General features: G+C 69.1%; 19 protein-coding genes, 2 tRNA genes and 1 riboswitch. Of the genes, 18 read left to right on the top strand and 3 right to left on the bottom strand.

Going from position 1 to position 16,584, the window contains the following annotated elements:
- Nucleotides 1–31: 31 nt before the first annotated feature.
- The 9 genes from QTI45_RS21465 to QTI45_RS21505 all read left to right on the top strand — a co-directional run bounded on the left by QTI45_RS21465 (nucleotide 32) and on the right by QTI45_RS21505 (nucleotide 8,843).
- A complete protein-coding gene (locus tag QTI45_RS21465; RefSeq protein WP_286655832.1) occupies nucleotides 32–1,810 on the top strand; it encodes a nitrite/sulfite reductase in 1,779 nt (592 codons plus the stop codon).
- Nucleotides 1,807–2,226 carry a DUF934 domain-containing protein gene (locus tag QTI45_RS21470; protein ID WP_286655833.1) on the top strand — a complete coding sequence of 140 codons (420 nt, stop codon included), beginning with the start codon at nucleotides 1,807–1,809 and terminating at the stop codon, nucleotides 2,224–2,226. The genes QTI45_RS21465 and QTI45_RS21470 overlap by 4 nt, the downstream gene beginning before the upstream one ends.
- The gene (locus tag QTI45_RS21475) at nucleotides 2,223–2,843 is read left to right on the top strand and encodes a phosphoadenosine phosphosulfate reductase domain-containing protein (RefSeq protein ID WP_286655834.1); all 621 of its coding nucleotides are present in this window, start codon (nucleotides 2,223–2,225) and stop codon (nucleotides 2,841–2,843) included. The genes QTI45_RS21470 and QTI45_RS21475 overlap by 4 nt, the downstream gene beginning before the upstream one ends.
- Before the next feature lie 42 nt (nucleotides 2,844–2,885).
- Entirely contained in the window at nucleotides 2,886–3,839 is a 954-nt protein-coding gene (gene cysD, locus QTI45_RS21480; protein ID WP_286367986.1) for a sulfate adenylyltransferase subunit CysD, read from the top strand.
- A complete protein-coding gene (locus QTI45_RS21485) occupies nucleotides 3,839–5,176 on the top strand; it encodes a sulfate adenylyltransferase subunit 1 (RefSeq protein ID WP_286655835.1) in 1,338 nt (445 codons plus the stop codon). The genes cysD and QTI45_RS21485 overlap by 1 nt, the downstream gene beginning before the upstream one ends.
- 43 nt (nucleotides 5,177–5,219) lie before the next feature.
- Nucleotides 5,220–5,549: a ferredoxin FdxA gene (gene fdxA / locus QTI45_RS21490; protein ID WP_286655836.1), complete on the top strand. Its 330-nt coding sequence runs from the start codon at nucleotides 5,220–5,222 to the stop codon at nucleotides 5,547–5,549.
- The gene (locus QTI45_RS21495) at nucleotides 5,507–6,583 is read left to right on the top strand and encodes an NAD(P)/FAD-dependent oxidoreductase (protein WP_286655837.1); all 1,077 of its coding nucleotides are present in this window, start codon (nucleotides 5,507–5,509) and stop codon (nucleotides 6,581–6,583) included. The genes fdxA and QTI45_RS21495 overlap by 43 nt, the downstream gene beginning before the upstream one ends.
- A 96-nt stretch (nucleotides 6,584–6,679) precedes the next feature.
- Nucleotides 6,680–7,264, top strand: coding sequence for a phosphatase PAP2 family protein (locus QTI45_RS21500; protein ID WP_286655838.1), 585 nt, complete (start codon nucleotides 6,680–6,682; stop codon nucleotides 7,262–7,264).
- A gap of 61 nt (nucleotides 7,265–7,325) precedes the next feature.
- A riboswitch (TPP riboswitch) is annotated at nucleotides 7,326–7,433 on the top strand.
- A 72-nt stretch (nucleotides 7,434–7,505) separates the two neighbouring features.
- Nucleotides 7,506–8,843 (top strand): purine-cytosine permease family protein, encoded by a 1,338-nt coding sequence (locus QTI45_RS21505; protein WP_286655839.1) that lies wholly within the window; start codon nucleotides 7,506–7,508, stop codon nucleotides 8,841–8,843.
- Here the strand turns inward: QTI45_RS21505 and thiD are convergent.
- Nucleotides 8,788–9,633, bottom strand: coding sequence for a bifunctional hydroxymethylpyrimidine kinase/phosphomethylpyrimidine kinase (gene thiD, locus QTI45_RS21510; protein WP_286655840.1), 846 nt, complete (start codon nucleotides 9,631–9,633; stop codon nucleotides 8,788–8,790). The two genes, QTI45_RS21505 and thiD, sit on opposite strands and share 56 nt — an antisense overlap.
- Nucleotides 9,634–9,680: 47 nt before the next feature.
- Here thiD and QTI45_RS21515 point away from each other — a divergent pair, with 47 nt between their 5' ends.
- The 7 genes from QTI45_RS21515 to QTI45_RS21545 all read left to right on the top strand — a co-directional run bounded on the left by QTI45_RS21515 (nucleotide 9,681) and on the right by QTI45_RS21545 (nucleotide 13,586).
- Nucleotides 9,681–10,781 (top strand): FAD-dependent oxidoreductase, encoded by a 1,101-nt coding sequence (locus tag QTI45_RS21515; protein ID WP_286655841.1) that lies wholly within the window; start codon nucleotides 9,681–9,683, stop codon nucleotides 10,779–10,781.
- Nucleotides 10,778–10,975, top strand: coding sequence for a sulfur carrier protein ThiS (gene thiS, locus QTI45_RS21520; protein WP_286367993.1), 198 nt, complete (start codon nucleotides 10,778–10,780; stop codon nucleotides 10,973–10,975). Before QTI45_RS21515 ends, thiS begins: the two co-directional genes overlap by 4 nt.
- Before the next feature lie 9 nt (nucleotides 10,976–10,984).
- Nucleotides 10,985–11,803 (top strand): thiazole synthase, encoded by an 819-nt coding sequence (locus QTI45_RS21525; protein ID WP_444813102.1) that lies wholly within the window; start codon nucleotides 10,985–10,987, stop codon nucleotides 11,801–11,803.
- Nucleotides 11,804–11,808: 5 nt separating this feature from the next.
- Nucleotides 11,809–12,729 (top strand): thiamine phosphate synthase, encoded by a 921-nt coding sequence (locus QTI45_RS21530; RefSeq protein ID WP_286655991.1) that lies wholly within the window; start codon nucleotides 11,809–11,811, stop codon nucleotides 12,727–12,729.
- Between the two features lie 79 nt (nucleotides 12,730–12,808).
- Nucleotides 12,809–12,884: transfer RNA gene (locus QTI45_RS21535), tRNA-Asn, on the top strand.
- Nucleotides 12,885–13,091: 207 nt separating this feature from the next.
- Nucleotides 13,092–13,167: transfer RNA gene (locus QTI45_RS21540), tRNA-Asn, on the top strand.
- Between the two features lie 212 nt (nucleotides 13,168–13,379).
- The gene (locus QTI45_RS21545) at nucleotides 13,380–13,586 is read left to right on the top strand and encodes a DUF3606 domain-containing protein (protein ID WP_286367994.1); all 207 of its coding nucleotides are present in this window, start codon (nucleotides 13,380–13,382) and stop codon (nucleotides 13,584–13,586) included.
- A 23-nt stretch (nucleotides 13,587–13,609) separates the two neighbouring features.
- Here QTI45_RS21545 and QTI45_RS21550 read toward each other — a convergent pair whose 3' ends face one another.
- Together QTI45_RS21550 and QTI45_RS21555 are read right to left on the bottom strand one after the other, a co-directional pair.
- Nucleotides 13,610–14,233 carry an FMN-binding negative transcriptional regulator gene (locus tag QTI45_RS21550; protein ID WP_286655842.1) on the bottom strand — a complete coding sequence of 208 codons (624 nt, stop codon included), beginning with the start codon at nucleotides 14,231–14,233 and terminating at the stop codon, nucleotides 13,610–13,612.
- 67 nt (nucleotides 14,234–14,300) lie between these two features.
- Nucleotides 14,301–15,113, bottom strand: a complete 813-nt coding sequence (locus QTI45_RS21555; protein WP_286655843.1) for a helix-turn-helix domain-containing protein — start codon at nucleotides 15,111–15,113, stop codon at nucleotides 14,301–14,303.
- Between the two features lie 359 nt (nucleotides 15,114–15,472).
- On the opposite strand from QTI45_RS21555, the gene QTI45_RS21560 reads away from it, so the two are divergent.
- A complete protein-coding gene (locus QTI45_RS21560; RefSeq protein WP_286655844.1) occupies nucleotides 15,473–16,009 on the top strand; it encodes a thermonuclease family protein in 537 nt (178 codons plus the stop codon).
- A gap of 179 nt (nucleotides 16,010–16,188) precedes the next feature.
- A complete protein-coding gene (locus QTI45_RS21565) occupies nucleotides 16,189–16,527 on the top strand; it encodes a hypothetical protein (RefSeq protein ID WP_286655845.1) in 339 nt (112 codons plus the stop codon).
- Nucleotides 16,528–16,584: the final 57 nt, after the last annotated feature.

The raw sequence follows: 16,584 nt of genomic DNA on the forward strand, positions 1-16,584 counted from the left end.
GGACGCGCCGCCTTCCAGCAACTGACACACGATGTACCAATACACTGATTTCGACCGCCAGTTCGTGCACCTGCGCGCCGCGCAATTCCGCGACCAGCTCGAGCGCTGGCAGAGCGGCAAGCTTGCCGAGGACGAGTTCCGTCCGCTGCGCCTGCAGAACGGCTGGTACGTCCAGCGCTACGCGCCGATGCTGCGCGTGGCCGTGCCCTACGGTGAACTGTCGAGCCGCCAGCTGCGCGTGCTGGCCAAGATCGCCCGCGAGTACGACGAGCCCGAGGCCGAGGTCTACAAGACCGCGCTGGCGACGCAAGGCAAGCTCGGCACGCACAAGCTGCCGACCCACTACGCGCACTTCACGACGCGCCAGAACGTCCAGTACAACTGGATCCCGCTGGCCAAGTCGGCCGACGTGATGGACCTGCTGGCCTCGGTCGACATGCACGGCATCCAGACCAGCGGCAACTGCATCCGCAACATCACCAGCGACGAGCGCGCCGGCATCGCGGTCGACGAGATCGCCGACCCGCGCCCCTTCGCCGAGATCATGCGCCAGTGGAGCACGCTGCACCCCGAGTTCGCCTTCCTGCCGCGCAAGTTCAAGATCGCCATCACCGGGGCCAAGGAAGACCGCGCCGCCACCGGCTGGCACGACGTCGGCCTGCACCTGGTCAAGAACGAGGGCGGCGAGCTCGGCTTCCGCGTGCAGGTGGGCGGCGGCATGGGCCGCACGCCGATCATCGGCACCGTGCTGCGCGAGTTCCTGCCGTGGAACCAGATCATGAATTACCTCGAAGCGGTGATCCGGGTCTACAACCGCTACGGCCGGCGCGACAACATCTACAAGGCGCGCATCAAGATCCTGGTCAAGGCCGAGGGCCAGCGCTACATCGACGACGTCGAGGCCGAGTACAAGCAGGTCATCGAGCACGACGGTGCGCCGCACACCATCACGCAGGCCGAGCTCGACCGCGTCGCCGCCTCCTTCGTGCCGCCGCAGCTCGCCACGCGCGTCTTCCGCAGCGCCGAGGCCACCGACGCCGATCTGCGCGCGCAGGCCGCCGACGACGTCATGTTCGCGCGCTGGCTGCAGCGCAACGTGGCGCCGCACCAGAACCCCGCGCTGCGCGCGGTCACGCTGTCCTTCAAGCGCCGCCTGCAGGCGCCTGGCGATGCCTCGGCCGACCAGCTCGACACCGCTGCCCGCCTGGCCGACCGCTTCAGCGCCGGCGAGGCGCGCGTCACGCACGACCAGAACCTGCTGTTGCCCTGGGTCCATGCCGAAGACCTGCACGCACTGTGGCTCAACGCCCGCGAAGCCGGCTTCGCCAGCGCCAACGTGCACCTGCTGACCGACATGATCGCCTGCCCCGGCGGCGACTTCTGCGCCCTGGCCAATGCGCGCTCGATCCCGATCGCCGAAGCCATCACCGAGCGCTACCAGGACCTGGACGAACTCGACGACCTCGGCGAGATCGACCTCCACATCAGCGGCTGCATCAATTCGTGCGGCCACCACCACAGCGGCCATATCGGCATCCTCGGCGTCGACAAGGACGGCAAGGAGTGGTACCAGGTCACGCTCGGCGGCTCCGACGGCTCGCTGCTCAGCGGCGCGCCGCAAGCCGGCAAGGTGGTCGGCCCGTCGTTCTCGGCGGCCGAAGTGCCCGACGTGATCGAGGCCGTGCTCAACACCTACCGCGACGCCCGCGAAGCCGGCGAGACCTTCATCGACGCGCTGCGCCGGCTCGGCATCGAGCCCTTCAAGGCCGCCGCCAACGGCGCCCGCTTCAAGGTCGAGGTGGCCGCATGAACCGCACCCTCACCCTGATCGCCGCCGAGGACCATGTCGACAACGGCGAGCCGAACGTGCTCCAGCTTCCCAATGACGCCGATCCGCTGGCGATCGAGGTCTGCCTGGATGACGTCGAGCGCATCGATCTCGACTTCCCGAAGTTCACCGACGGCCGCGCCTACAGCCAGGCCTTCCTGCTGCGCCGACGCCTCGGCTTCAAGGGCGACATCCGCGCCACCGGCGACGTGCTGATCGACCAGCTGGTGCAGATGCAGCGCACCGGCTTCTCGAGCGCCGTGCTCAAGGAAGGCGTCGATGCGTCGGCCGCACAGCGTCAGTTCGACCGCTTCGCCGCCTTCTACCAGGGCGATGCGGTGCAGGCCGCGCCGCACTTCGTCGCGGCACCCGAGACCGCAACGGAGCCCTCGGCATGAGCATCGACCTCGCACGCATCAACGCCGAACTCGGCCGCAACGCCGAGGGTCTGGTGGACTGGGCCATCGGCCTCGGCCAGCCGACCATCGTCACCACCAATTTCCGCCCCTTCGAGGCCGTGATCCTGCACATGGTCGCGCGCGCCAGGCCGGACGTGCCGGTGATCTGGATGGACAACGGCTACAACACCGAGGCCACCTATCGCTTCGCCGACGAAGTGACGAAGCAGTTGGGCCTGGATCTGCACATCTACCTGCCGCGCCGCTCGCGGGCGCATCGCGAGGCGGTGGAGGGCCCGACGCCGGCACTCGACGATCCGCGCCACGCCGCCTTCACGGAAGAGGTCAAGCTGGAGCCCTTCGCCCGCGCCCTGCGCGAGACCGCACCGAAGGTCTGGTTCACCGCGCTGCGGGCCACCGACACGGCCGTGCGCGCGCAGATGGACCCGGTCAGCGTCAATCCGGACGGCCTGATCAAGGTCGCGCCGCTGCTGCACTGGTCGTCGAAGGACCTGTACGCCTACTGCGAGGCGCATGGCCTGCCCAACAACTTCGACTACGTGGACCCGACCAAGGGCGAAGACAACCGCGAGTGCGGACTGCATCTCGCGCACTGAGCGCCAACGCCCGACCGATCCCCCGCCTGCAAGACCCACCCGATGAACGCCCGAACCGAACCCGACCTGCTGCTGTCGACCGCACAGACGCTGGCCCACCTGTCCAATACCCAGCTCGACGCCCTGGAAGAAGAAACCATCTTCATCCTGCGCGAGGTCGCGGCCTCGTTCGAGCGGCCGACCCTGCTGTTCTCGGGCGGCAAGGATTCGCTGGTGCTGCTGAAATGCGCCGAGAAGGCCTTCGGCGTGGGCCGCATCCCGTATCCGCTGCTGATGATCGACACCGGCCACAACTTCCCTGAAGTGACGGCCTTCCGCGATCAACGCGCCAAGGAACTCGGTGCAGAGCTGATCGTGCGCAACGTCGAGGACTCGATGAAGCGCGGCACGGTGCGCCTCGCCCATCCCGGCGAATCGCGCAACGTGCACCAGTCGGTGACCCTGCTCGAGGCGATCGAGGAATTCCGCTTCGACGCCCTGATCGGCGGCGCCCGCCGCGACGAGGAGAAGGCACGCGCCAAGGAGCGCATCTTCTCGCACCGCGACAGCTTCGGCCAGTGGCAGCCGAAGGACCAGCGGCCCGAGCTGTGGACGCTGTTCAACACGCGGCTGGCACCGGGCGAGCATTTCCGAGTCTTCCCGATTTCGAACTGGACCGAACTCGACGTCTGGCAGTACATCGAGCGCGAGCAGATCGCCTTGCCCTCGATCTACTACACGCACAAGCGCGAAGTGGTCGAGCGCCGCGGCCTGCTGGTGCCCGTCACCGAGCTCACGCCGCCGCGCGATGGCGAGCAGGTCGAAGTGCGCGACGTGCGCTTCCGCACAGTCGGCGACATCACCTGCACCTGCCCGGTCGACAGCCTGGCGGCCGATGCCGGCGACGTGGTGGTGGAGACGCTGGCGGCTGACGTCAGCGAACGCGGCGCGACCCGCATGGACGACAAGACCTCCGAAGCCTCGATGGAAAAACGTAAAAAGGACGGGTACTTCTGATGACCGCCGCAACTTCGATTCCGGCGGCCTCCGCCCTTCACGCCGAGACCGGCGCCGCCCTGCGCTTCATCACCTGCGGCAGCGTCGACGACGGCAAGAGCACCCTCATCGGCCGCCTCCTGGTCGACAGCAAGACCGTGCTGCAGGACCAGCTGGCCGGCGTGCAGCGCGGCGGCGAGACCGACCTCGCGCTGCTCACCGACGGTCTCTCGGCCGAGCGCGAGCAGGGCATCACGATCGACGTCGCCTACCGCTACTTCTCGACCGCGCACCGCAAGTTCGTGATCGGCGACGCGCCGGGCCATGAGCAGTACACGCGCAACATGGTCACGGCCGCCTCCAGCGCCGACGCCGCCGTGGTGCTGGTCGACGCCACCAAGCTGGCCTGGGCCGGCGAAGTGGGCGACGGCGAAGTCGTCAAGCGCGAACTGCTGCCGCAGACCCGCCGCCACACGCTGCTGTGCCACCTGCTGCGCGTGCAGTCGATCGTCTTCGCGGTCAACAAGCTCGATGCGATCGACGATGCCGAGCTGGCTTTCGAACGCATCTCGGAGGCGCTCGCGAATTTCGCCGAAGCCGCCGGCGTGCAGGTCGCCGCCACGGTGCCGATCTCCGCCCTCAAGGGCTGGAACGTGGCCTCGCGCCACGCCGACTGGGCCGGCTACAAGGGCCCGAGCCTGCTCGAACTGCTCGAGCAGCTGCCGGTCACCGCGCAGGACGAGTCCGTGCCCTTCGCCTTCCCGGTGCAATGGGTCGAGAAATTCTCGGCCTCGGCCGACACCTCGCGCGGCCGCCGCGTGTTCTGGGGCCGGGTCGCCAGCGGCCACATCGAGCCCGGCCAGCGCATCACCGTGCTGCCGAGCAACCAGCACGCCACGGTGGCCCAGGTACTGAGCCACACGCGCGAGCCCAAGGCCGTGCATGCCGGCCACAGCGCCGGCATCGTGCTCGATCGCGAACTCGACGTCTCGCGCGGCGACTGGCTGCTGGCACCCGATGCCTTCGAGCCGGTGCGCGAGATCACCGCCACGGTGGCCTGGCTCGACGACGAGCCGCTGGTGGCCGGCCGGGTCTACTGGGCGCTGCAGGGCCATCGCTGGGTCAAGGCCAAGGTGGCGCGGATCGTCGACCGGGTCAACATCACGACCCTGGACGCCGAGCCGACCGACCAGCTGGAGGCCAATGCGATCGGCGACGTCGTGCTGTCGCTGCAGCAGCCGCTGGCCGTGCTGCCCTTCACCCAGTCGCGCACGCTGGGCTCGCTGATCCTGGTCGATACCGCCTCGCATCGGACCTCCGCGGCCGTGCTGGTCCGGCCCGCCGCCACAAAGGCCTAAAATTCGGGGTTTTCCCGATCCTTCCTCCCGATAGCCAAAGACCATGACCCACGTCGTCTCCGAATCCTGCATCCGCTGCAAATACACCGATTGCGTCGACGTCTGTCCGGTCGACTGCTTCCGTGAAGGGCCGAACATGCTGGTGATCGATCCCGACGAGTGCATCGACTGCGCGGTCTGCATCCCCGAGTGCCCGGTCAACGCGATCTACGCCGAGGAAGACCTGCCGGCGAACCAGCTGGCCTTCATCAAGCTCAATGCCGAACTGGCGCTGGCCGACGGCTGGAAGAGCATCACCAAGCGCAAGCCGGCGCTGCCCGACGCCGAAGATTGGAAAGACAAGACCGACAAGATCGGGGAGTTGGTGCGCTGAGCACGACGGCAGCCCTCATCGAAACCGATGCGCTGATCATCGGCGCGGGCCCGGTCGGCCTGTTCCAGGCCTTCCAGCTCGGCCTGCTCGAAATCTCCTGCCACCTCGTCGACGCCCTGCCCCGGGCCGGCGGCCAGTGCGTGGCGCTCTATGGCGACAAGCCGATCTACGACATTCCCGGCACGCCCGTGACGACCGGCCGCGGCCTCGCCGACTCTCTGCTGCAGCAGATCGCGCCGTTCAAGCCGCAGTTCCATTTCGCCGAGCAGGTCGCCACGCTGGACCGCCAGGACGACGGCCGTTTCCTGCTGGGCACCTCGCGCGGCAGCAGCTTTCTCTGCAAGACCGTCTTCATCGCGGCCGGCGTCGGCGCTTTCGTGCCCCGGCGGATCGCCGTCGACGGCATCGAGCGACTCGAGGGGAGCCGGCTCTTCTATCACCCGGACGCGCTCGAGCGCTTCGCCGGCCAGTCGGTGATCGTCCATGGCGGCGACGATGCCGCGCTGGAAGCCGCGCTGGCGCTGGCGTCCCTCGCGAAAACGGTCACGCTGCTGCATCGCCGCGATGTCTTCCAGGCCGAGGACGCGACGATCGCCGCCGTGCGCGAACGCATCGCGGCCGGGACGATCCGGCTGCGGGTCGGCCAGCCCGCGGGCTTCGACGACACGCAGCTCCAGGTCGCCACGCCCGATGCGCAGACCGTGTCGCTGCCCTTCGACGCCCTGATCGCCTGCCTGGGCATTTCGCCGCGCCTCGGGCCGATCGCCGACTGGGGCCTCGCCCTCGAGCGCAAGCAGTTGCCGGTCGACACCGAGAAGTACGAGACTCGCGAGCGCGGCATCTTCGCGGTGGGCGACATCAACACCTACCCGGGCAAGAAGAAGCTGATCGTCTGCGGCTTCCACGAGGCCACCCTGGCCGCCTGGGGGGCGGCCGCGGTCGTGTTCCCGGGCAAGTCGATCCCGCTGCAATACACGACCACCAGCACCCGGCTGCACGCGCTGCTCGGAGTGGCCCACGGACCCGGCGCCTGACCCTGGGCGCTCCACGAAGGCATTGCTTTCAACCCTGAACCGTATGTGAACGGGGTGTTCATGCTTGTGACACCCGGGGGCCGTAGGATCGACCGCATGCAGTCAGTCAACCACGCCCTTTTTCAATGGATCGGGGCGGGCCACGCACCCCACGCGCATCTCCTGTGGTTCGCGACGCTGGTGGCCGAAGGGTCGTCCTGGCTTTGCCTGGCCCTTCTCGGCTGGGTCGCGTGGCGCCGGCCGGCGCAGCGCGCCTATGCGATGGCGACGCTGGTCGCCGCGGCGGTCGCTGCCGTTGCTGCGCATGCGCTGGCCGATGCCCTCAACATGCCGCGCCCCTTCGCATCCGGCATGAGTCCCAGCTACATCGAACACGGGGCCCGGGGCTCGCTGCCCAGCACCCATGCATCGGTGATGTTCACGGTGGCGCTGGTGATGGCCCTGCGCCCGGCCCTCAGAAACTATGGCTGGGCGGTGTTCGCGGTCGCGCTCCTCACCGGCTGGGCCCGCGTCTACGTGGGCGTGCATTTCCCGCTCGACATCGCAGCCGGCCTCGCGCTCGCGCTGGTGATCGCTGCCCTGTTCCAGGCCCTGGCGTTCGTCGTCAGGCGCTTGATCGTCCCGCTGATCGCCCGCGACGACGCACGCACGGCGCAGGCCGCCGGCTCCTTCGGCGCCTGAAACGGCGCGCCTGCCGGCCGACCGCCGCCGGCCCTACAATCCGACCTGCTTCGCCTGACGGAAGCAACGCTAGGGGTGCCGGCCCGCAACACAGTTGCAGGCTGGCTGAGAGAGTCCCTTTGAACCTGACTGAGGTAATCCTCGCGCAGGGAAGCTGGTCCGGCGGCCGCCACGTTTTCTCGCGGGGCGGTCCGACTGCCGGCCTCGCCCACCTGCCAAACACTTTGCATGGAGCAAATGGATGGCACACACCACGAACGAACCGGCATCGGCCCCCGCCAACGAGGCCTTGACACCGCTGGCCGAAGCCGGACGCGTCTTCCAGTGGCATGACCACATGGCGCTGTGGTTCAGCCTCGGCGTCGGCCTGCTGGTGATGCAGATCGGCGCCTACCTGGTGCCGGCGGTCGGAACCCGAGACGCGATGCTGGCGATCGTGCTGGGGTCGTGCATCGGCGCCGGCCTGCTGGCGTGGACCGCACGCGTCGGCTGCGAGAGCGGCCTGGCCAGCGCAGGCCTCATGAATGCGACCTACGGCAGCGCCTTCGCCCGCCTGCCGGTGGTGCTCAACATCGTCCAGCTGATCGGCTGGACCACCTTCGAACTGGTGATCATGCGCGAAGGCACCCAGGCCATCGGCAGCCAGGCCTTCGGCGGGGCGCTCGGCGGCCCGCTCGGCACCATCGTCACCACGCTGCTGTGGGGCGCCGTGCTGCTGGCCCTGCTCGCCGGCTCGATGGTCAAGCTGGTGCGGCGCTTCGTGACCCGCTTCGGCCTGCCGCTGGTGGTGCTGTCGCTGGCCTGGCTGACCTGGCAGTTCGCGACCCGGCTCCAGGCCAAGGGGCTGGACGCCTTCTGGGCCCGGCCGGGCGACGGCTCGATGGGGATGTTCAGCGCCCTCGACCTCGTGATCGCGATGCCGGTCTCGTGGCTGCCGCTGGTGGCCGACTATGCGCGCCACGGCAAGCGCAGCACGGGCGGGCTGGGCGGTGCCTTCGGCGGCACCTGGATCGGCTACGTGCTGGCCAACATCTGGTGCTACGCGCTCGGCGTGATGGTGGTGAGCGTGGCCGAGCCCGGCACCAACCTGGTCACGGCCCTGCTGCTGGCGCAGGGCGGCCTGATCGCCCTCGGCCTGATCCTGATCGACGAACTCGACAACGCCTACGGCGACGTCTATTCAGGCTCGGTGTCGGCCCACAGCCTGCAGCCGCGCTGGAGCGTGCGGCGCTGGGGACTGTTGCTGGCATCGGTCTGCATCGCCTTCGCGCTGGTGCTGCCGATGCACTCGCTCGAGCCCTTCCTGCTGCTGCTGAGTTCGGTCTTCGTGCCGCTCTACGGCGTCATCCTCGGGCGGCTCGGCAGCGGCAGCACGCCGGTGGCCGTCGGCACCCGCCGCGTGGACCTGGTGGCTGCCGGCCTCTGGATCGGCGGCATCGCGATCTACCACGCCTGCGCAGCCTGGGCGCCGCATCTGGGCTCGGCGCTCCCGACCCTGGTCACCACCTTCGTGCTGGCCTGGATCACGCGCCCGGCGCCGGCAAACGGACGCTCGGCACTGGCGCAAAGCCGTGGTTGAGCGGACCGTGGCCCGCACCGATCTGGATGTCCGCCCCGGCCGCCATGGCGGCGACCACGTAGCCACGGGCCCGCTCCACCGCCTCGGGCAGCGCGTAGCCCAGCGCGAGGTGGGCCGCGATGGCCGACGACAGCGTGCAGCCCGTGCCGTGCAGGTTGCGGCTGCGGATGCGGGTCGACGACAGGCGCAGCCTCTCGCCATCCGCTTCGGCCAGCAGGTCGACCACGTCCTCGCCGGGCAGGTGTCCGCCCTTCAGCAGCACCGCCCGGGCGCCGAGCGCAAGCAGTTCGGAGGCCGCGTCGTCGAGCGCCTCGACGCCGGCGATGCCATGGCCGATGAGCAACGCCGCCTCGTCCAGGTTGGGCGTGACGACCACCGACCGCGGGAACAGCTCGCGCACCAGCACCGCCACGGTTTCCTGCGCGATCAGCCGGTCGCCGCTGGTGGCGACCATGACCGGGTCGAGCACGACGTTCGGCAGCTTGTAGTGGTCGATGGCCCAGGCCACCACCTCGACGATCTCGGGCGCATGCAGCATGCCGAGCTTGACCGCATCGACGCCGATGTCCTCGACCACGGCTTGGATCTGCGCCTTCAGGAAGGCCGGCGGCACGCCGTGGATGCCCGAGACGCCGAGCGTGTTCTGCGCCGTCAGCGCGGTGATCGCCGTCATCCCGTAGCAGCCCAGCGCCGAGAAGGTCTTGAGGTCGGCCTGGATGCCGGCGCCGCCGCCGCTGTCGGAGCCGGCGATCGAGAGCACGCGTGCGTAGCGGGAAAATGCAGTGGTCATGCTCAAAATTATCAGCCACGCGCACCCTGGCCCCATCTGAACCCGCGATGAGCCTGCCGACCGAACTTCCTTTCCGCTCCGCCGCCGTGCTCGGCGCCGGGCTCATGGGCCGCCTGCTGGCACTCGCGCTGGCACGGGCCGGCTGCGAGGTCGACGTGTACGAAGCCGGCGGCCCGGAGGCCGAGGGCGCCGCCGCGCGCGTCGCGGCCGCGATGCTCGCGCCACTGGCCGAATCGGCCGTGGCGCCGGCATCGGTGGTCCGCATGGGCCATCACGCGCTCGACCGCTGGCCGGCGCTGATCGCCTCGCTGGCCGCGCCGGTGTTCTTCCAGCGCGAGGGCACGCTGGTGCTGTGGCACCGCCAGGATGCCGCCGAAGCGGCCCGGCTGCGGCGCGTGCTGGCGCGCACCGGCGAGGCCGTGCCCGAGCTGCCCGCGATGCAGGTGCTCGACGTTGCCGGCATCGAGGCCCTCGAACCCTCGCTGGGACGGCGCTTCGCACAGGCGCTGCTGCTGCCCGACGAAGGCCAGCTCGACAACCGGGCCCTGCTCGCGGCGCTGCGCGACACGCTGCAGGCGCAGCCGAAGGTCCGCCTGCACTGGCACGCGCCGCGCAGCACCGACGACTTCGCACCCGGTGAGCCGGGCCAGCCCGAGCGCGTGATCGACTGCCGGGGCCTCGGCGCCAAACCCCAGTGGAACGCGCTGCGCGGCGTGCGCGGCGAAGTCATCCGCGTGCACGCGCCCGAGGTGACGCTGCAGCGGCCGACCCGCCTGGTGCATCCGCGCTATCCGATCTACATCGCGCCCAAGCCCGACCATCTGTTCGTGATCGGCGCCACCGAAATCGAGTCGGACGACATGTCGCCGGCCAGCGTGCGCTCGACCCTCGAGCTGCTGAGCGCGGCCTACGCGGTGCACAGCGGCTTCGCGGAAGCACGCATCGTCGAGATCGCGACCCAGTGCCGCCCGACCCTGCCCGACAATCTGCCGGCCCTGCGTCAACTGCGTCCGCACGTGATGCAGATCAACGGCCTCTACCGCCACGGCTTCATGATCGCGCCGGCGATCCTCGACGTGGCGATGGAACTGCTCGCCACCGGCCGCTCCGCGCTCGCGGCGCGCTTCGGCCTGGCACCGAATCCATGAACCTGCTGATCAACGACATCCCCCACACGCTGCCGCCCGGCGCGAAGCTCGCGGATGCGCTCGTGCTCGTCGATGCCAAGCCGCCGTTCGCGGTCGCGGTCAATCGCCAGTTCGTGCCGCGCTCCAGCTACGGCTCGCACCTGCTGCAGGACGACGACCGCATCGAAGTGATCCGCCCCGTGACGGGCGGCTGAAGGAAAGCCATGAACTCCCTGCCCGACAACGACCCGCTCGTCCTCTACGGCCAGCGCTTCGAGAGCCGCCTCTTGCTCGGCACCGCGCGCTACCCGTCCCCCGACGTGCTCGAAGCCGCGGTGCGGCGCGCCCGGCCGGCGATGCTGACGGCCTCGCTGCGCCGCCAGACCGCGACGCCGGGCGGCACCGGCAGCGACAACGGCTTCTGGGACCTGCTGCGCCGGCTCGGCGTGCCGGTGCTGCCCAACACGGCCGGCTGCCACAGCGTGCAGGAGGCGGTCGCCACGGCGCAGATGGCGCGCGAGCTGTTCGACACGCCCTGGATCAAGCTCGAGCTGATCGGCGACGACTACACGCTGCAGCCCGACACGCTGAACCTGGTCGATGCGGCATCGCAGCTGATCCGCGACGGCTTCCAGGTGCTGCCCTACTGCACCGAGGATCTCGTGCTGTGCCAGCGGCTGGTCGACGTCGGCTGCCAGGCCGTGATGCCCTGGGCGGCGCCGATCGGCACCGGTCGCGGGCCGGTCAATCCCTATGCGCTGCAAGTCCTGCGCGAGCGGCTGTCGGTACCGCTGCTGGTGGATGCCGGCCTCGGCCTGCCGTCGCATGCCTGCCAGGTGATGGAATGGGGCTACGACGGCGTGCTGCTGAACACCGCGGTGGCGCTGGCGCAGGACCCGGTCGCGATGGCCGGCGCCTTTGCCGATGCGGTCCAGGCCGGCCGCAGCGCGCACCATGCGGGCGCGATGGCGGCACAGGATTCGGCCCAGCCGAGCACGCCGGTGCTGGGCACGCCCTTCTGGCATCACGCAGCATCCCAATGACCACCATGAACGCCATGACCGACGCCTCCACCATCGCACGGGCCATCGTGGCGGCCCACGCTGCGCGCTTCGGCGCGACGAGCCCCGCCGCGGATTCGTTCAGCTCCGACGACCCGATCTACCGCGGCGCGAAGCAGGCCTGCGGCACGCTGGGCTTCATCGACATCGATGCCGAATGCCTGGCCCGCGCATGGCGGGCACAGAGCGAGCGCAACGGCCGCTTCGATGCCGACGCCTGGCCCGACACCCCGGCCGATTTCGGCCTGCGCTCCTTTCCGCCGATGCACCGCGACGACGCATTTCCGCCCTGCCCCGAGAAGCTGGGCCTGTATGCGGTGCTGCCCGATGCCCAATGGGTCGGCCGCATGGCGCGCGCGGGCGTGCCGACGGTGCAACTGCGCTTCAAGTCGGACGATGCCGGCGCCATCGAGCGCGAGGTGCGGGCGGCTGTCGAGGCGGTACGCGGCACGGGCGCCCTGCTCTTCATCAACGACCACTGGAAGAACGCCATCGCCGCGCGGGCCTACGGCCTGCATCTGGGCCAGGAAGACCTCGACGCGCTGGCTCCCGAAGAATTGCGGACGATCCGCGACTCCGGCATTCGCCTCGGCGTCAGCACCCACGGCTACGCGGAAATGCTTCGCGCCGATCTTGCAAGCCCGAGCTACATCGCGATGGGCGCGGTCTACCCGACCACGCTCAAGCGGATGGCGACCGCGCCCCAAGGCGTGGCGCGCCTGGCTGCGTATGCGCGGCTCATGTGCGGCTATCCGCAGGTCGGCATCGGCGGCGTCGATGAAGAGCGCATGCCCGAGGTGCTGGCCACGGGCGTCGGCTCGGTGGCCGTAGTGCGCGCGCTGGTGGCCGACCCGCAGCCCGAGGAGGCGGCAAGGCGGCTGATGGCGATCTGCAAGCGCGCCGCCTGAGGCATCGCTGCGCGGCGGCGCAGGAATGTCCGGCGCCGTCCGAAGAGGGCCAAAAACCACGCTATAATTTAAGGCTTGTTCCTCGATAGCTCAGTTGGTAGAGCGCCGGACTGTTAATCCGTAGGTCCCTGGTTCGAGCCCAGGTCGAGGAGCCAGAATCAAGCCGCAGCGAACCTGTTCGCCGCGGCAAAGCAACAAGAGCTTCGGCTCCGCATTCAGCCGCCACGGCGAGCTTCGAGTGCCTCTACACAACGCGCCCTTGTCGGCGCGTTTTTTTTGCTTCGGCGGCCTGACTTTTGTGGCGAGTCGCATGCGTGCCCGGGGATTCGGCCCGTTCACTCGATATATAATTTAAGGCTTGTTCCTCGATAGCTCAGTTGGTAGAGCGCCGGACTGTTAATCCGTAGGTCCCTGGTTCGAGCCCAGGTCGAGGAGCCAGATCAAGCCGCAAGGCCACTGGATGCCCCGCTACCCCAAAGGTAGCGGGGCATTTTCTTTTCCGGTCGCCAGTTGCCAGCGCGCAGGCGCAGACGAGGCCTAGTCTGTCAACGATGTCGGACAAAGTCTCACGTGAAGCCGCAGACCGCGCAACGAGCATGCGCGATGCGCCGGCCCACGAGGAGCCGCGTGTCCCCCTGCAGGAGGCACCGATGGCAGACGACTCCAAGAAAACCGCCCACGACCGCAAGCTGATTTCCCTGCGCGAGCCGCACGAGGTGCGAAGTTGGACCGAGTCCCTCGGCGTCAGCGAGAAGGACCTGAGGAGCGCGGTCGCGGCCGTGGGCCACTCGGTGGAGAAGGTCCGCAAGTATCTGCGCATCGACCTGGGTCAGCCCCCATCCATGTCGCGCCATTGAGCCTCCACGCCCAGCGCGGGAGATCAGGGAACGATCAGCGATGCAAGCTCGCGCGCCGACCCCGCGCGCTCCAGCGACAGATGGCGGATCAGGCTGTGCCGATCGGCTTGCGTTCGCTGCTGCGACAGGAAGCGCTTGCCAGCCAACTGCTCGACGTCGATCTCGAATCCGACCAGTCGCCTGGCTGCCTCCTCGACGAACGATGGCGATGCGTCCTCCAATGACCAGGGCGCCTCGCGCTGCGCCTCCTGAAAAGCCGTGAGCGCCCTCAGGTGGCGCAGCAGCCATTGGCTGTCTTCGATGAACCGGATGCAGCCCCTGGCTTCCACCGCGGCATAGTTCCAGCTCGGCGCCAGCCGCCCGCTGCGCTGGCCGTTCACGTACCAGCGCGGCGAGATGTACGCATTCGGGCTCTGGAAGACGGCGAGCACCCGGCAGCCGTCCGCGCAGCCCTGGGACATCGAATGCGCACGCGCCACGTGGCCCCTGAGTCGGACGCGCTCGCCGTCGTCGCTCCATTCCAGCGGAAGCAGGTTCGCCTCCAGTCCTCCTGACGTCGACGCGATCAGGGTCGCCAGCGGGTAGGCGCGCACGAGGCGCTCGATCTCCTTCGGGTCTTCGAGTTCGAACAATGGCTGGGTATGCATGGCGACTGGCGAAAATGCGCGAGTCTGCGGCTGCCGTCCTCGCAGGTCTTGAACGTTTCGGCCAGCCTCAGCGCGACGCCGGCGCCAGGCGAACCAGGGGCACCGGCTCCGGCAGCGCTGGCGTGAAGCCGCCGAACCTGCGAAACGCCCGCGTCATGTGCGCCTGGTCGGCATAGCCGGCAGCGACGGCAAGCTCGCTCAGCGACGCGGCGCCGCCGTCCAGCAGGGCCATGGCCCGCTGGAATCGGAGGATGCCCGCCAAGGTCCGCAGCGGAAGTCCGGCGGCGGCCGCCACGTCGCGGCGCAATGTCCGGGACGACCATTCGGCCCGGGCTTGCGGTGCCGCACCCGTTTGCGCCAGCGCCTTCATGCGCTCGATGGCGCCGAGCGCCCGGCGATGCGCTTCGGTGACGCGCGTTCTCGCCGCCAGTGCGCTGGCGACCGTCCTCAATGCGGCCAGGGCCTCGTCCAGGCTGCTCGCGCGCGTGACCCGCTGCGCCAAGGGCGCCAGCAGCAGTTCGACGCGGCTTCCCACGAGCGTGCGATTGCACAGCGCCATCGGATCGACGCCGAGGACTGCGCCGCCCCAGCCGATCTGGAAGCGCACGCCGAGCAGGATGGTGCCGGGCCGGACGGGCACCAGCGAAGGCCGGTCGGCCGGACCTGCGATGACCAGGCGCACCGCGTCGACCTTGCCATCAGGCTGCGCCGCGCAATGCGCAAGAAGATCCATCCTGCCGTCCGGCAGCACGCGTTGGGTGCCCGCTGCCACAGGCTCGTAGCGCCACGCAGCCTCGATGCGCGCGCTGTCCAGGGATTCGAGCGGCAACTCGACATAGCCCGGCTGCGCCGCTTCGTTGGGTTCTTCACTGCCAAGCATGGGGAGCCAGTCTGCCGGCTGCCGCCTCGGGCGGCTATTCGCGGACACCCCAATGGCTGAGAACCTGCTCGCGATCTCCCTGGGGTCGCGCAGGCGTCTTTTCGGGAGGGGATGCAAGGCGCAGTGCGCCGCCCATAGCATGGCTATGGGCAAGCGCTGCAACGCCGCAGACCGCCCGAAAAGACGCCTGCCCTTCGGGTTGGGGCGAAATCGGGCGATTTCTGCGTGCCGCTGCTTGCATGGGCATGAGCCCATGCGGCGCAACGTCACTTCGAACTCATCCCGATTGCGCCCCAACGCGACCCCAGGGAGATCGCGAGCAGGTTCTAAGATCGGCGCCTCATCCAATCTCGGCGCGCATGCAGTTCCTCTTCGCCCTTTTCTGTCTTCTGTTCCCGATCCTCTCGCACGCCGCGCAATCCCCCGACAACTGCGTGATCGTCGGCGTCATCGACGGCGACACGGTCACCGCCCGCTGCGGCGATCGCGGCGCCCACGAACAGATCCGCGTGCGCCTGCACGGCATCGACGCGCCCGAGAAGCGCCAGGCCTACGGCATGCGCGCCAAGCAGGTCCTGTCCGGCATGGTGTTCGGCAAGCCGGCCAGGCTCGACTGCCTGAACATCGACAGGTATGCACGCCGCGTCTGCAAGGTGATGGTGGCGCCGGCATCGGCGCCCGGCGGTCCCCAGACCCTCGATGCCGGCCTGGCCATGCTGACCGTCGGGATGGCCTGGTGGTATCGCAGCTACGCCGGCGAGCAATCGCCCGAGGAGCGGGGGCGCTACGAATTCGCCGAGTTCGAGGCGAAGTCGAGACGGGCCGGTCTCTGGCGCGATCCGCAACCGCTGGCGCCCTGGTCCTGGCGCAAGGCCGAGCACGCGGGACCGCGTTGAATCCGGCGGCGCGTTCATGCGCTGTTCAGCCTGGGCTTGAAAAATACGTGCTTTCCTCCGGACCCCCAGGTCCTTCGCCCGCTTCGGCGGGCGTTTTTGCGCCTGTGTCGGACAAGCCCTCGACCCCGAGGGGCTGGCCGCCTACGCGGCCGAATCGACGCGCGGCTACCCTGTGCCGGATGAGCAAATCCGCTGCCGCGCTGCTGGGCCTCGCCCTCTGCTGCGCCCCCGCCTTCGCCGAGTCTCCCAAGCTGCCGCTGAAGAGCGACGACGGCGGGACGGTCTACGTCAATCCGAACCTGTCCCCGACCGAGAAGTCGATGGACTCGAATGGCGCCACGGTCGGCGTGGAACGCCCGGACGGCAGCAGCAAATACATGGGCGTCGAGACCACCGGACCGCGCCCGACCTACTCGCTGGGCGGCAGCACCGCCGGCGACCTCTCCTACTCGGCTGGCGTCTTCTCGGACGGCAAGGAAAAGAAGGGCGTGAAGGCCGGCGTGACGATCAAGTACTGAGACCTTGCGGGACAGACCAAGAAACTGCTCAGCAGTTTTTGCTCTGTCCTCAACTGA

The sequence above is a fragment of the Variovorax saccharolyticus genome, assembly GCF_030316765.1.
Lineage (GTDB): Bacteria > Pseudomonadota > Gammaproteobacteria > Burkholderiales > Burkholderiaceae_C > Variovorax > Variovorax saccharolyticus.